The 14,551-nt window shown below is 49.0% G+C and carries 17 protein-coding genes and 1 riboswitch; of the genes, 3 read left to right on the top strand and 14 right to left on the bottom strand.

The features are described from left to right. Nucleotides 1-42 precede the first annotated feature (42 nt). From hslO to lpdA, 4 genes are all read right to left on the bottom strand, one after another. A complete protein-coding gene (hslO, locus tag AWQ21_RS05520; protein WP_065713671.1) occupies nucleotides 43-939 on the bottom strand; it encodes an Hsp33 family molecular chaperone HslO in 897 nt (298 codons plus the stop codon). Between the two features lie 108 nt (nucleotides 940-1,047). Then, nucleotides 1,048-2,364, bottom strand: coding sequence for a PrsW family glutamic-type intramembrane protease (locus AWQ21_RS05515; RefSeq protein WP_065713670.1), 1,317 nt, complete (start codon nucleotides 2,362-2,364; stop codon nucleotides 1,048-1,050). A 121-nt stretch (nucleotides 2,365-2,485) separates the two neighbouring features. Beyond that, complete coding sequence (locus tag AWQ21_RS05510) at nucleotides 2,486-2,683, bottom strand: hypothetical protein (protein WP_012306748.1); 198 nt, start codon at nucleotides 2,681-2,683, stop codon at nucleotides 2,486-2,488. A 133-nt stretch (nucleotides 2,684-2,816) separates the two neighbouring features. Continuing rightward, nucleotides 2,817-4,253: a dihydrolipoyl dehydrogenase gene (gene lpdA / locus AWQ21_RS05505; protein ID WP_065713669.1), complete on the bottom strand. Its 1,437-nt coding sequence runs from the start codon at nucleotides 4,251-4,253 to the stop codon at nucleotides 2,817-2,819. A 160-nt stretch (nucleotides 4,254-4,413) separates the two neighbouring features. Between lpdA and AWQ21_RS05500 the strand changes: the two genes are divergently transcribed. Next, nucleotides 4,414-4,881: a hypothetical protein gene (locus AWQ21_RS05500; protein ID WP_065713668.1), complete on the top strand. Its 468-nt coding sequence runs from the start codon at nucleotides 4,414-4,416 to the stop codon at nucleotides 4,879-4,881. Nucleotides 4,882-4,930: 49 nt separating this feature from the next. Here AWQ21_RS05500 and AWQ21_RS05495 read toward each other — a convergent pair whose 3' ends face one another. From AWQ21_RS05495 to thiC, 4 genes are all read right to left on the bottom strand, one after another. Further along, nucleotides 4,931-5,197: a type II toxin-antitoxin system RelE/ParE family toxin gene (locus tag AWQ21_RS05495; protein WP_065713667.1), complete on the bottom strand. Its 267-nt coding sequence runs from the start codon at nucleotides 5,195-5,197 to the stop codon at nucleotides 4,931-4,933. Further along, nucleotides 5,197-5,400, bottom strand: a complete 204-nt coding sequence (locus tag AWQ21_RS05490; RefSeq protein WP_065713666.1) for a hypothetical protein — start codon at nucleotides 5,398-5,400, stop codon at nucleotides 5,197-5,199. Before AWQ21_RS05490 ends, AWQ21_RS05495 begins: the two co-directional genes overlap by 1 nt. A 149-nt stretch (nucleotides 5,401-5,549) precedes the next feature. Then, nucleotides 5,550-5,765, bottom strand: a complete 216-nt coding sequence (locus AWQ21_RS05485) for a DUF2283 domain-containing protein (protein ID WP_065713665.1) — start codon at nucleotides 5,763-5,765, stop codon at nucleotides 5,550-5,552. 291 nt (nucleotides 5,766-6,056) lie between these two features. After that, entirely contained in the window at nucleotides 6,057-7,442 is a 1,386-nt protein-coding gene (gene thiC / locus AWQ21_RS05475) for a phosphomethylpyrimidine synthase (protein ID WP_065713663.1), read from the bottom strand. Between the two features lie 9 nt (nucleotides 7,443-7,451). Then, nucleotides 7,452-7,551: riboswitch (TPP riboswitch) on the bottom strand. A 363-nt stretch (nucleotides 7,552-7,914) separates the two neighbouring features. Between thiC and AWQ21_RS05465 the strand changes: the two genes are divergently transcribed. Continuing rightward, nucleotides 7,915-8,388 carry a GNAT family N-acetyltransferase gene (locus tag AWQ21_RS05465; protein ID WP_315862259.1) on the top strand — a complete coding sequence of 158 codons (474 nt, stop codon included), beginning with the start codon at nucleotides 7,915-7,917 and terminating at the stop codon, nucleotides 8,386-8,388. Here AWQ21_RS05465 and AWQ21_RS05460 read toward each other — a convergent pair. Beyond that, on the bottom strand, nucleotides 8,348-9,106 hold the full coding sequence (locus AWQ21_RS05460) for a sensor histidine kinase KdpD (protein ID WP_065713660.1): 759 nt from the start codon (nucleotides 9,104-9,106) through the stop codon (nucleotides 8,348-8,350). The two genes, AWQ21_RS05465 and AWQ21_RS05460, sit on opposite strands and share 41 nt — an antisense overlap. Before the next feature lie 86 nt (nucleotides 9,107-9,192). Between AWQ21_RS05460 and AWQ21_RS05455 the strand changes: the two genes are divergently transcribed. Beyond that, nucleotides 9,193-10,086, top strand: a complete 894-nt coding sequence (locus AWQ21_RS05455) for a CoB--CoM heterodisulfide reductase iron-sulfur subunit B family protein (RefSeq protein ID WP_065713659.1) — start codon at nucleotides 9,193-9,195, stop codon at nucleotides 10,084-10,086. A gap of 15 nt (nucleotides 10,087-10,101) precedes the next feature. On the opposite strand, the gene AWQ21_RS05450 is transcribed toward AWQ21_RS05455, so the two are convergent. The 5 genes from AWQ21_RS05450 to petB form a co-directional block, all read right to left on the bottom strand. Then, nucleotides 10,102-10,359, bottom strand: a complete 258-nt coding sequence (locus AWQ21_RS05450; RefSeq protein ID WP_065713658.1) for a Txe/YoeB family addiction module toxin — start codon at nucleotides 10,357-10,359, stop codon at nucleotides 10,102-10,104. Continuing rightward, the gene (locus AWQ21_RS05445; RefSeq protein WP_065713657.1) at nucleotides 10,356-10,604 is read right to left on the bottom strand and encodes a type II toxin-antitoxin system Phd/YefM family antitoxin; all 249 of its coding nucleotides are present in this window, start codon (nucleotides 10,602-10,604) and stop codon (nucleotides 10,356-10,358) included. Before AWQ21_RS05445 ends, AWQ21_RS05450 begins: the two co-directional genes overlap by 4 nt. A 124-nt stretch (nucleotides 10,605-10,728) precedes the next feature. Beyond that, nucleotides 10,729-12,966, bottom strand: a complete 2,238-nt coding sequence (locus tag AWQ21_RS05440; RefSeq protein WP_065713656.1) for an NADP-dependent isocitrate dehydrogenase — start codon at nucleotides 12,964-12,966, stop codon at nucleotides 10,729-10,731. A 201-nt stretch (nucleotides 12,967-13,167) separates the two neighbouring features. Continuing rightward, on the bottom strand, nucleotides 13,168-13,650 hold the full coding sequence (gene petD, locus AWQ21_RS05435) for a cytochrome b6-f complex subunit IV (protein WP_012306469.1): 483 nt from the start codon (nucleotides 13,648-13,650) through the stop codon (nucleotides 13,168-13,170). A gap of 56 nt (nucleotides 13,651-13,706) precedes the next feature. Beyond that, nucleotides 13,707-14,375: a cytochrome b6 gene (petB, locus tag AWQ21_RS05430; RefSeq protein WP_012306470.1), complete on the bottom strand. Its 669-nt coding sequence runs from the start codon at nucleotides 14,373-14,375 to the stop codon at nucleotides 13,707-13,709. Nucleotides 14,376-14,551 lie beyond the last annotated feature (176 nt).

Below are 14,551 nucleotides of genomic sequence, written 5' to 3'. Positions count from 1 at the left end.
GAGACTTTTCCCTTCTAGCCAAGCAGCATGCGAGTCAAAAGTCTAATTAGAATTTTCCTTGAGTTCCTCAACCAAGCGACTTAGGTGATCCACATCCGCGTGGTACACCTCGTTGCAGAAATTGCAGGTGGCCTCTGCTCCCCCATCCTTTTCGATCATATCGAGCAATTCATCCTGACCTAGCATCTTGAGGGCCCCCATCATCCGCTCAAAGGTACAGCCACAGTCAAAGCGCACCATTTGTGTTTCTGGGAAAATTCTCAGGTCTTCATCGCCGAGGAGGTCCTGGAAAATATCATGGAGAGATTTACCCTGCTGCAATAACGGTGTAAAGCCAGATAATTGCCCCAGGCGACCTTCTAGTTTGGTCACTAATGCCTCATCACGGGCCGCTTTTGGGAGTACCTGCAGCAAGATTCCTCCAGCCGCGGTGACCCCCTCTGCCCCGACAAAGACCCCTACCAACAACGCCGAAGGAGTTTGTTCTGAGGTCGCTAAATAATGGGTAACATCATCGCCAATCTCCCCAGAAACCAGCTCTACCGTACTGGAGTAAGGGTAGCCCCGGCCAAAATCTTTCACCGCGTAGAGAAATCCTTTGCCCACGGCACCACCCACGTCTAACTTACCTTTCGCGTTAGGGGGCAACTCCACACCTGGATTTTGCACATAACCCCGCACGGTGCCATCTGGGCCAGCATCTACTAATAATCCCCCCAGGGGGCCATCTCCTTTGATGCGCAGATTTAAGCGGGCCTCCTGTTTTTTCATACTCGAAGAAATTAACAAAGCCGAGGCCATGGTGCGACCTAGGGCAGCCGTCGCCACATAGGATAATTTATGGCGTTGTCGGGCTTCCTCGGTGAGGTTCGTGGAGATAACGCCCACTACCCGAATGCCATTGTCTGCTGCGGTACCGCGAATGAGTTGATCGGCCATAGGTCTAGGAAAAGTGAATTTTTGTAAATTCTATTATGGCAACTTCCCCGCAACAAAATCGTGATGGATACCGGAGATTCTTGTTTTACGTTTCACGTCTAGGCCAGACTATTTAGCAATGCGGGTGGCAAAATTCTCTGCTCGGGTCGGGGAAAGGGCGCGGGCTTTGAGGATTGCAGCGGCAAGAAAGGCATAGGAGAAAACTCCCACCACCGCCAACAGGATACTACTGAAGGAACCAACGGTATTCCAAAGGGCATGGAGCAATGAGGAAGTAAGGCAGCCAATGATTAGGATCGGCCAGCGCTTTGAGGGTTTGAGGACGCTCAGGCCAATGAAATAACCGAAGTAACCGCTGTAGGCCATGTGTCCGGCGACAGAACCGAGAATCCTAGGAATGAGCAGTTGTAAGCCGAGTAATTCGCCGGTGCCGGGATCGACTTGGAGAGACACTTCGTTAATGATGTTGGGGACGTACTGACCGAGGGTTTCAATCAGGGTAAAGCCTACGGCGGAGGCCGCTCCGAGCAAAATGCCATCAAGAGGTTCGGTGACGCCAATTTTTTCGCGACGTTTCGAGCCAAATATGTTGCCGATTCCCATCGCGACGAAAATAGGGATCGCCTTCAGAATTTCCTCCATCAGGCCAGCTCCAAAAAACATGCCGACAAAGAGCCGGGCCACGCCATCTGTATCACTGATATCGCCTGGCAGAATGCCCCGGAAGACAAAGATGAAGATGTCAACGACGGGGGTAACTAACATTAGAGCAGTCAGTAGTCCTGAACTGGTAATAATCCACCAGGCTTTGCGCTTGCCGCAGAGTTGATAAATGTAGTAGTAAGCGGCCCCAGCGATATAGGTTCCCAGTAAAAAATTAAAGAGGCCAGGAGCGCCGATAGTGGCGAACATGAGGACGACGAAAATAACGGTTAGAATCCCCGGCACGAGATAGGCTTTGCTGGAGAGGTCTTTGCCGGTGGCAGCGATGGGGAAAAGCTGGGTCAGGGTGAGGTTAGAGTTGGGATTAACAATGGGGCCGGGGACGGGGATATGGGAGCCGGGATCAATGGGGGGCTTGGGATCATGACTTTGGCTCTGGATTTCGAAGCTAAAGCTGGGGCCATTGTCTCCGAGGGTGAGGCGATCGCCTGCTTGAAGAACTCGTGTTCCCTGTAAACGCTGGCCATTGATAAAGGTGCCATTGGCACTCCCTAGATCGACCGCTTCCCAGCCTTGCCCCTGGGGACGAATCAGGACATGGCGACGGGAAACAACGGTGTAAAGATTGGGATTGAGGGCAATCTGGCAACTGGGTTCGCGGCCAATGAGTATTTCTTGATGGTGCTCAAGGGAAACATCGGGCAGAAGCGGCGCTTGAACACCGCCAGTAGAGATTTGGCGCAGAGTACCAGAAGCTTGCATTGTGATGATTTTTTTCTAAAACGCAAAAGACGGAGGATTACCCCGCCCCAACTTTAGTTATAACGACAGATTGCCGAATCTTAAAGATATTTTTTGTAAATCGATACGGGCCGTTAAGTGCCTAGTCTTGGTTAGCACGGGTGTCTTGGACGGCCCACAAAAAAGAGGCAATGGTCAGGGGAATACTGAGGGCCAGGATAATAGTGGTATTGGTCGCGCCCAGATCAGGTTCACCGGAGCTGAGTTCAAATACGCAACCCACAGCGGCGATCGCAAAGACGCAGCATAGCAATAATAAAACACCACTTTTGGGGGTCATCGAAACCATGGTTTTATGCCTCAAAGATTTGGTTTAAGGGATTATAAAAAGGGATGGGATAAGGTCAAAACAGAGGTTTCTTTAAAATTACTCAGCGAAAAACCTCTGTTTTGATGCCAAATTCTAACGTAATTTACGCAGTGACTTTAGCCCGCTTGTAGGCTTCGTCTAGGACTTCCGATAAGGTCGGGTGGGCGTGGACGTTAAAGGCTAATTCTTGGACGGGTTTTTTCTCGGCGATCGCATTGGCGGCCTCTTGGATCAGATCCGAAGCATGGATCCCCATGATATGGACGCCCAATAATTCCCCGGTATCTTTGCGGTAGATAATTTTGGCGATCCCGTCGGTTTCTTTTTCAGCGAGGGCTTTGGAATTGCCTTTAAAGTAGGTTTTTGCCGTGGCAATTTCAAAACCACCTGCGGCGGCGGCTTCCTTCGCTTGGGGTTCGCTCATCCCCACATAGCTAATTTCTGGGTGAGTAAAGGCTGCTGCTGGAATCGCGGCATAGTCAACGGTCATGGCATTGCCGATCATATTTTCGACGGCCACAACCCCCTGACCAGAGGCGGCATGGGCCAGCATCATTTTCCCGGTGGCATCGCCCACGGCCCAGAGGTGGGGCACAGGTTGGCCGTCTTTGGTCACCTGCATTTTGTCGTTCACCTCAATGAAACCCCGGCGGTCTGTTTCTACACCAACGGCATCTAAGCCGAGGTTTTTCGTGGCGGGTACGCGTCCGGTAGCTACCAAGCAAGCATCCACTTCGAGATTTTCGACGACTTCCTTGGTTTTCGCGTCGGTGAGTTCGATCTTCACCGGGGAACCAGGGATAACTTTGGTCGCAAAGACGCCAGTGTAGGTTTCGATGTCACGGCTATCGATTAGGGCGCGTTTGGCGAGTTTCGCAATCTCTGGATCAAAGCCAGGCATCAGATCATCGAGGGCTTCGATCATCGTAATTTCGCAACCGAGGGCGGTGTAGACATCGGAAAATTCGAGGCCGATATAACCGCTCCCAATGATCGCTACCCACTGGGGCAGAGTTTCCAAGCGCACGGCATCATCGCTAGTGAAGACGGTTTTGCCATCGACTTGGATGCCGGGGGGGACAAAGGGTTTCGATCCCGTGCAGATCATAATTTCTTTGGCGGTAATGTTTTTCACACCGTCTTCGCCAATAACACAAACTTTCTGGACGCCGTCAATTTTGCCCCAACCGCGAATAATATCGACATTCAAACGCTTGAGGCTATTGGTGAGATCGCTTTGGATTTTGTTCACCAAGTCGGTGGCATGGGCGGCGATCGCCTCACGACTAAAATCTACTGCTCCGACATTGATGCCCATTTCACTGAGGTGTTTCTGGTCACGCATTTCGCGGACTTTCCCGGAGGCAGCCAACAGGGCTTTAGACGGAATGCAACCGCGATTGACGCAAGTGCCGCCCATATCTGCGGCTTCGACAATGGCCGTTTTTAGGCCACATTTCACGGCATGGAGTGCGGCACCGTGGCCACCGACCCCTGCGCCGATAATCACCAAATCATAATCAAACTGTGTTTCACTCATGAAGTTTTAATGCTCTCACTCAGCCAATTTGCTTTTGTTAGCTTATCTTAATTGCCGTCCCCCACAGTCATCTCCTCCGTAAAACTGCAATAGGCGATCGCCATCCAGATTTTTAGCAGGATGTGATGGTGGGGATATTCGCTGATCTCCCCTGGAAACGATGTCATTTTCTCTGTTTAAAAAGCTCTTCTGTTTCGGTCTAGCCCTTTGGCTCTTGGTGCTCCCGACCCCAAAGGCGATCGCCACGCCCCTAGATCCTTGTCTGCTGCGGGAAGAAAGCTTTGGCTTCACCATCGACGACTACGCCATTGAGCATCAAGAATGGGCGATCCTCGATATTGCCGTGGATTTTCGCTATGTTGATCAGCCCACTGCCCAACGGAAAAACTACATTAACCTCGTCCCCATTGCCGCTGAAATTGATCGGTTTTTAAAGGCTTATCCCAACGAGACGGACTATTGGGAAATTGTGAATCGTCATTTAACGGAGTTGATTTTTGCGAACCATCCCCAAATGAGTGCCCTAAAGATCAAAATTGACATTGCGAAAGGCTCCAAAGCAGAACCCTATGCACGCCATAGTGTTGTTTCTCTGACTCGTGACCAGGGTTGCCCTTTGACTCCCTAACAAAAGGCGATCGCCAAAGTGCCGCAAAACATCACTCCATGTTCATGGCTTACGGGAAAAATCGATAAATCTCTTTTCTATGCAAAAAGCGGGTAAAAATCAGTGTATTGTCTAAAAATTCAATGCCGATACGGTAATCCCCCAGCCTGATGCGATAAAAAGCCTGGTAACCTTGCATTTTTTTGAGATTATTAATTTCGTTTAATTGCTCGGCCTGTTTACACTGCAAAATAACTTCTTTGGCTTTTTGGCGAATTTTTTTATCTTTGATTTTTTTGAGATCTTTCTGAAAGTGAGATTCAAACAGTATTTCCATTATTCTTCATTTAACAAAGTAAAAATCTCTTCCTCGCTCACAAAATCATTTTGTCTACCTTCAATGATTGCTTTTCCAAGTCCTACCTCTTCAAGGGCATCAAGGAGAATTTCTCGAATAACTTCCTGACGATTTTGTAAGAGGTCGATTACAATCTCTGTTAAGAGTTCTTTGGTTTTGCTGTCATCAAGTTGGATTTGCATTGTATTTTTATGCAGAAAATATATGAATTATCATAACTTCTTTTTTTGCCTAAGTAGCTACGTTGAATTAATTCGAGGTAGGCATTCAGTAAGAGTGCCTGTTGTGGACGATGCAACCTCGTTTTTTTAAACCCCAGGCTACTTATTCTTCAAGAAGCAAGGGAAATTTCCGGAATAATAGTCTCGAAAGAAAAAGTATTTAAGCTTGTCAAATTTTGAGCATGCTCGATAGTGATCGCGCAAACTTTGCCATCTTGATCTAAATCAACAAGGGTATTTTCGTTAATATCTTTCGTTTCTACAATCGGATTTTGATTGAATTCTAAATATAGAGTATCTGTGTCTTGAAAATATTGAATCTTCATGTTTTAAAACTCCGATCAAAAAAGGCATTGTGAATAGTTTCTCCATCCTGGAGCAAAACAACCCTCAATGCCCGGTTATCCATTTCATGAATTCTGGCCCATCTCTTGATACGTCCATCTTCTTGGATTTGCTCTTTTTCGGGGTTTAGAATCACGAACTCAATCCATTCTAATTTTATTAAGCTTCGATCCGGGCGTTGTCTCGTCGTTAAAAAATATTGTGTGAATTTCATGCAGGAAATGTGAGTATAGGGTGCATTATTTCGCAACAATACACCCTATAAATAGAGCTTAAGCTTTGGCGAGTTCTTCCTTGGCGGCAGTACTAGCTAAATACTTTTCCAGTTCCGTTAACGCATCCGCATCAACTTTCGTTTGCATCGGGCAGAACTTTGGCCCACACATCGAGCAGAATTCCGCAGTTTTGTAGATGTCCGCCGGAAGGGTTTCATCATGGTACTCGCGAGCACGTTCCGGATCGAGGGACAGTTCAAACTGTTTCTCCCAATCGAAATTGTAACGAGCATGGGACAACTCATCATCGCGATCGCGCGCCCCTGGACGATGACGGGCAATATCCGCTGCATGGGCCGCAATCTTGTAGGCGATGAGACCATTACGCACATCCTCCGCATCAGGCAAGCCGAGGTGCTCTTTGGGGGTGACATAGCAGAGCATTGCCGTGCCGTACCAGCCAGCCATCGCCGCCCCGATCGCCGAGGTGATGTGGTCATAACCGGGCGCAATATCAGTCACCAAGGGGCCAAGCACATAGAAAGGCGCTTCAGAGCACTCTTCCATCTGCTTTTTCACGTTGAACTCGATCTGATCCATGGGGACGTGGCCAGGGCCTTCCACCATTACCTGGACATCATGTTCCCAAGCGCGACGGGTCAGTTGACCCAGAGTTTTGAGTTCAGCGAGTTGCGCTTCGTCCGACGCATCATGGGTACAGCCAGGACGCAAAGAATCCCCAAGGCTAAAGGACACATCGTAACGCTTAAAGATTTCGATGATGTCGTCAAAGTGAGTGTAGAGGGGATTTTGCTTATGATGGTGCAACATCCAACGGGCAAGGATCCCACCACCCCGGGAAACAATCCCCGTAATCCGGTTTTTCACGAGGGGCAGGTGCTCAATCAAAATCCCTGCGTGGATGGTCATGTAGTCCACCCCTTGCTGGGCGTGCTTCTCAATGATGTGCAAGAAATCGGCCGCCGTGAGGTTTTCCATGTTGCCATGGACGCTCTCTAGGGCTTGGTAGATGGGCACTGTCCCGATGGGCACTGGTGAGGCTTTGATAATGGCGGTACGAATTTCGTCCAGATTGCCGCCTCCGGTGGAGAGATCCATCACGGTATCCGCACCATATTTAACGGCCTGTTGCAGCTTGGCCAATTCCTCATTAATTTCGGAGGAGTTGGGGGACGCGCCGATGTTTGCATTGACTTTGCACTTGGAGGCAATGCCGATACACATCGGTTCGAGGTTGGTGTGATTGATATTGGCCGGGATAATCATGCGACCCCGGGCCACTTCGTCGCGAATCAAGTCAACGGGCAGATTCTCACGCTTCGCCACGTAGTCCATTTCTTCGGTGATAACGCCTTGACGTGCGTAGTGCATCTGGGAGACGTTACTTTGACCTTGCCGTTTGGCGACCCAATCAGCTCTCATATTGTTTTAATCCTCTATTAACAGCTTCCCTACGCTGGTATTACCCAGTCTCAGGTTCTAAGGGACTATCTCAGTCTGATTCCTATGACAGACACCCCTAGCTATGGCAATAAATTCTAACATCACTCCTTAGCAAAGTCTTGGGGAGAATGGATGGGCTGGGATCAAGATATGACGGGATTTGGGCGGATTTAAGGATTTTTGGACAGCAGTTTGGGAAATCGCTATTTTCTGGGAAAAAAGCTAAAAATCAACAATTCATCACCGGATGTATGGCGGAACTGGTTACAATGAGGGACAAATTTTTCAGGTTAAGATTGCTGATGGGTTAACGAGAATGGGTGACTTTTTGGGTCATTATTCTTTTGTCTTCGCGATCCGCCTGTCCTAGAAAAATTCCCGTGGGACAAGGGAAGGGTTGCCCTGGGTGTTTTTGTTTTATTCCCTCTGCGTCTAAAAGGCTATGAATAAGATTTCGGATTGCAGCAATATTTTATTTTCTGTGGATAAGGCCAAGGTTGATCTGGTGCAGTTGCAGGCGTTGTTTAACGCGACGGCATTTTGGGCGAGGGAACGTTCTCTGGCAGATTTGGAAACGGCGATCGCCTACAGTGATCCGGTGGTGACGGTGTGGGATGGCGATCGCCTCATTGGATTCACCCGGGGAACTTCGGACGGCGTCTTTCGGGCGACGGTATGGGATGTGGTGATTCACCCCGATTATCAAGGGTTGGGCCTGGGTCGTAAGTTAGTAGAAACCCTCATTAGCCATCCGCGGATGTGTCGGGTCGAGCGAGTTTATTTGATGACCACCCACCAGCAGACCTTTTATGAGCGCATCGGCTTTAAGGAAAATGCGACGACCACCATGGTCCTCCACAACCACGAGCATCCAATTAGTGTGATCACCTGTGCGGTTGAGGAAACTGCCCCGTTACCTGCATAGTTTGATCTTGGTACTGGCGGGTCAGGGTGCCTCCGTAGTTCGCCAGCAGCTTTTGACACAGTTGCCACTTCAGGGCCGGAGAAAATTCAAGGGCCTGGGCCAGTTGTTGGACTTCTTCTAGGCTGGGGCGATCGCCTAGGGTTAAATTCGGCACATGGGTTTCACGCCAAAAGTCCGTGGTTTGGGTTGAGGTTAATTGAAACGTAATTTTATTTTGTTTCTGACTGTAACTGAGGTGAATCGTCCCCTGTTGGGCTCGTTGCAGGGTTGTGTCGATCAGGGTGAGAAAAAACTGCTGCAGGTGGTGGCGATCGCCAAAAATATCCAGGGTGGCGCCGACGGGATGCGCAATAGTCAACCGCAAATTTTTATTCTGGGCCTTCACCCTGAGCAGGCTTTCTAATTCGCCGCAGAGAGTTTTAAGATCAAACCACTCCGCCCGTTTAGAACTTTGGCCATACTCTAATTTCGAAACGGCGATCGCCAAATCGAGTAACCCCAATAACTTTTGGCTGGCCGCATAACTTTCGGCAATAAAGGCCCGTTCTTCGGCGGGACTTTCGCATAAATCCGTCAAAATTAACTGCTGCAGCCCCATGATCGTACTCAAGGGCGATCGCAGTTCGTGGGCCACTTGACCAAAAAACCGTGCCTGAAATTGCCCCCACTGGAGGGCGATCGCCAAATCAGTATTCAAAGCAGAAGAACCATTAGACATAACAAAACATAACTATTTCCACAGACTACGAAACGACCAACGATAAGATCAACCTACATCCTCCAAGATTCTAAGGTTTGGCTGAAATGTTGCGCTATGCTTATTTTCCCGGTTGCGTTGCCCAGGGAGCCTGTCGGGAACTGTACCTTTCCACGGCGGCCCTCACCCAAGCCCTCGACATTGAATTAATCGAACTCAAACAAGCTGCCTGTTGCGGCTCTGGCACCTACAAAGAAGAATCCCAACTCCTAGAAGATAGCGTCAATGCCCGCAATATCGCGTTGGCTGAATCGCTGAATTTGCCCTTACTCACCCATTGCAGCACCTGCCAAGGGGTGATCGGCCATGTTGATGAACGCCTCAAAGCAGCCAAAGACAATAATCCAGATTATTTTTCCCAGGTAAATCACCTCCTCAGCGAGTCCCACTGTTCCCCCTATAGAGGCACCAGCGAAGTTAAACATTTACTCTGGGCGCTCGTAGGAGACTATGGTCTCGATAAGCTTACGCAAAAAGTGATTAAGCCCCTCCAAGGACTTAAATGTGCCGCCTTTTATGGGTGTTATCTGCTCCGGGTTCAGAATAGTCTGCCCTTCGATGACCCTGTCCAGCCCCATTCTCTGGAGTCTGTTTTCTCGGCAGTTGGGGCAACGCCAATTATCTATGATGGGCGCACCCAATGCTGTGGCTGGCCCCTCTCTAGTTATGCCACGGAACAGGCATTTCGTCTCGCTGGGAAACACCTGCAAGCGGCGATCGCCGCCGGGGCAGACTGCCTAGTGACTCCCTGTCCCCTCTGTCATCTCAATTTAGATTCGCGCCAACCGGAAGTGGAAAAAGTGATTGGCCAGAAATTGGGGATTCCTGTGCTCCATTTACCCCAATTAGTGGCCCTCGCGTTGGGTATTCCGCCCCAAGAACTTGGTCTCGGCAAACATATTGTTTCCACGAAGCCGATCCTCGAAAAATTGGGTTTTTAAGAAACGATCAAATGCTTATTCGTAGTGGCTCCACATCCGTAAAATCTTAATTGTTTTCTCAGACTCTAAAACTTGGTAAACCAGACGATGTTGAATGTTGATGCGACGTGAATAATAATCTTTTAAATCTCCCACTAATTTTTCGTAGGGAGGCTGGTATGGATTGTTTTGGAGTATCCCTAAAAGTTTTTGAACTTGTGGTTTCAAACCAGCAGACGCAATTTTTTTGGCATCTTTAGCTGCTTGCTTTGACAGGACTATTTTCCAGCTCACCAGTCTAAATTTTCCAAAGCAATGCACTCTTCTAGGGGTTCTATGGCTGCTTCTTGAATGGATGCTTTCATGCCCGGAATATTGACTAAATAAAGGGTTTCTTGGATCGCGTCCCAATCTGCCTGTGAAATCATCACGACTTTATTGTGTTCACTAGAAATCACAACAGGTTGATGGCTATCGGCAATTTCATCAATGAGTCGCTGGAGTTTATTTTGCGCTTCCTGAACCGTGAGCAAATCCATCGCTTTTTTCGTGGGCTTAAAATTGTTTCTAGTATATCTTTTTTGCTAGATAAACCAGTGATCAAAAAATCGGCCTCGGAAAATATTTTGTTTCCACGAAGCCGATCCTCGAAAAATTGGGTTTTTAAGCAGCAATCAAGGTAGCGATCGCCTGATTCAGGGTTTCGCTAGGACGCATTGCCTGACTTGCTTTTTCAGAACTAGCAAAATAGTAACCATCAATATCAACCGCTTGACCTTGAGCCCCATTGAGTTCTGCCACGATTTTGTCTTGATTGTCTGTTAAGGCTTGGGCCAAGGGCGCAAATTTTGCTTTCAGTGCTGGATTTTTGTCCTGTTCTGCTAAGGCTTGGGCCCAATACATCGCCAGATAAAAATGGCTGCCCCGGTTATCAATTTCACCCACCTTACGGGAGGGAGATTTATCGTTGTTGAGGTACTGGCTGTTGGCCTTGTTTAAGGCCTCTGCCAAAATAAGGGCATTCTCATTGCCTGTTTTCTGCGCGAGGTCTTCTAGGGCAACGGCGATCGCCAAAAATTCTCCCAACGAATCCCAGCGTAGATGACCTTCTTCAAGGAACTGCTGGACGTGCTTCGGCGCAGAACCGCCCGCCCCCGTTTCAAACAGACCACCCCCAGCGAGTAATGGCACAATGGAGAGCATCTTGGCGCTGGTGCCGAGTTCGAGAATGGGGAACAAATCCGTTAAATAGTCCCGCAGCACATTCCCCGTCACCGAAATGACATCCTGGCCAGCCTTAATTTGGGCGCAGGTAAATTTCATTGCGTCCACTGGCGGCAGAATGCGAATATCCAAACCACTCAGATCATGCTGCGGTAAATATTCTTTAACCTTGGCGATGATCTGGGCATCGTGGGCACGGTTTTCATCTAACCAAAACACGGCGGGATTCCCCGTGAGGCGGGCCCGATTGACCGCCAGCTTTACCCAATCTTGGATCGCCACATCCTTGGTCTGACACATCCGCCAAATATCCCCTTTTTCCACGGGATGCGCCATTAGAATATTGCCCTGCCCATCAACGACGTGCACTTGACCAGCAGCGGCAATTTCAAAGGTTTTATCGTGGGAACCATACTCTTCAGCTTTTTTCGCCATTAGCCCCACATTGGCGACACTACCCATGGTCGTGACATCAAAGGCGCCATTTTCCTGACAGAATTCAATGCAGGCCTGGTACATGGTGGCATAACAGCGGTCGGGAATCATCGCTTTCGTATCGTGGGCTTTCCCATCGGCTCCCCACATTTTGCCGGAGGTGCGAATTGCTGCCGCCATGGAGGCATCAATAATTACGTCACTGGGCACATGGAGGTTGGTAATTCCTTTGTCGGAATTGACCATTGCCAAGCGGGGTTGTTCGTCATAAACAGCTTGTAAATCTGCTTCGATCGCCGCTTTTTCTGCGGGCGGAAGATTGGCAATTTTGGCGTAAACATCCCCTAAACCGTTATTGGGGCTAACGCCTAACGCTTGGAAAGTATCGGCATATTTCGCAAAAACGTCCTTGTAGTAAACGGTGACGGCATGACCAAAGAGAATCGGGTCAGAGACTTTCATCATCGTCGCTTTGACATGCAAGGACAATAAAATATCTTCGGCTTTGGCGGCGGCCATTTCTTTTTCATAGAAAGCACGCAGGGCTTTGACGCTCATCACCGCGGCATCGACCACTTCACCAGCGAGAACGGGAATCGCTTCTTTGAGAATCGTCACAGTACCATCGGTGCCTTGATGCTCAATTTTCAGGGTGCCCGGTTGCTCAATCACAACGGATTGTTCGCTGCCGTAGAAGTCTCCCTCATCCATGTGGGCGACGTGGGATTTGGAGTCTTTTGTCCATTCTCCGACCCGATGGGGATTGTTCCGGGCATATTCTTTGACAGCAGCGGCCACCCGGCGATCGCTATTGCCTTCCCGGAGCACTGGGTTGACCGCACTACCAAGGACTTTTGCGTATTTTGCTTTAATGTCTTTTTCTGCCTCAGTTTTAGGGTCGGCGGGATAATCCGGCACGTTATAACCCTTAGTCTGTAATTCTTTGATCGCCGCCGTCAACTGGGGAATGGAGGCACTAATATTGGGCAATTTGATGATGTAAGCATCCGGGGTTTTCGCCAAGGCCCCTAATTCGGCGAGGGCATCGGGGCGGCGTTGCTCTGCGGTGAGATATTCCGGAAAATTTGCAATGATCCGCCCAGCGAGGGAAATATCCTTAGTTTCCACCTCAATATTGGCCGCGGTCGTAAAGGCTTCCACAATGGGGAGTAGGGAGTAGGTCGCCAATGCGGGGGCTTCGTCGGTAAAAGTGTAGGTAATTTTCGAGGTCTGGTTGCTCATATCGCTTAGGCGTCAACGGAATGTTTCTCAGCCTAAATGATACATGGCACAGGGTCTAGCCTTGATGCTTCTCCGTCCGGAAATGCTGATAGGGGTCACGCAAAAGGCGATCGCCATCGTTTAGCCGGAGCCAAAGGGGGCGATCGCCAATTTTGTTAGAAATGAAAAATAAAATTAGTCTAAAAAATTAGGCATGTATTTTTAGAACAGGCCCAAAGTCAAAGACTCATCAATGGGGAAACAAGCACCCGCACCGAGCCAGAGAGTGACTGCCGTTCCAAAAAGGAAAACAGCCATCGCCACCGGACGACGGAAGGGATTTTGGAATTTGTTGACGCTCTCAATGAAAGGCACCATCATCAAACCCAGCGGAATCGCCCCTTGGCAAGCAATACCCAGCAGTTTGTTGGGCAGCACCCGGAGGATTTGGAAGACGGGGTAGAGGTACCACTCCGGCAAAATTTCCAGAGGGGTTGCGAAAGGATTACCCGGTTCACCGATCATCGCTGGATCGAGAATCGCCAAGCCGGTAATTAAACCGATGGTTCCCGCAATACAGATGGGGAAGGTAAAAAGAATGTCATTGGGCCAAGCCGGCTCACCATAGTAATTGTGTCCCATGTTTTGAGCCAGTTTTGCCCGGAGTTTTGGATCGCTAAGATCCGGCTTTTTCATGATAGACATGAGTAAAAGTTCTCCTCAACAAGAACGTTGTTTTGAGCAAACGGAAAACCTGATCCTTACAAAGGACCAGAAATACCTTGCTTACGGATCATGAGGAAGTGGGCCAACATGAAGACCGCAATCAACCAAGGTAGAACAAAAGTATGCAGACTGTAGAAACGGGTTAGGGTTGCTTGGCCAACGCTTGCGCCACCGCGAAGCAACTCAACCATTTGGTCGCCCACGACAGGAATCGCCGCAGGTACACCAGACACAATCTTGACTGCCCAGTAACCAACTTGGTCCCAAGGCAAGGAGTAACCAGTTACACCGAAGGAAACGGTGATCGTCGCCATGATGACCCCGGTAATCCAAGTCAGCTCACGGGGACGCTTAAAGCCACCGGTGAGGTACACCCGGAAGATGTGGAGAATCATCATTAAGACCATCATGCTGGCAGACCAACGGTGGATCGAACGGATCAACCAACCGAAGTTCACTTCATTCATGATGTATTGAACGGAAGTAAATGCCTCTGCTACGGTGGGCTTGTAGTAGAAGGTCATTGCGAATCCAGTGGCGAACTGGATAATGAAACAGGTAAGGGTAATACCACCCAGACAATAGAAGATATTGACGTGGGGGGGAACGTATTTACTAGAAATGTCGTCAGAGATCGCTTGGATTTCTAGTCTTTCGTTAAACCACTTATATAATTTGGAGTCGGTAACTTCTTTTGTAAACATGAAGCCTGATTAGAAACGAAAAATCTCTTTACAAAAATGTAACACAGCTTGCTCTGTCAAGTGGTGAAGTGAAAGGATTATCGGGCTTTTTGGCGGAAGTGACCCTAATGGCGTCAGGGCCAATTTTTGTTGACGGCGATCGCCCCAGGATAACCTCAAAACCCGTCAAAGGGCCG

Origin of the sequence: Picosynechococcus sp. PCC 7003 (assembly GCF_001693255.1) — a bacterium.
GTDB lineage: Bacteria > Cyanobacteriota > Cyanobacteriia > Cyanobacteriales > MRBY01 > MRBY01.
Note: the sequence above shows the minus strand (reverse complement) of the source record. Positions and strands in the feature narration are given on the sequence as shown.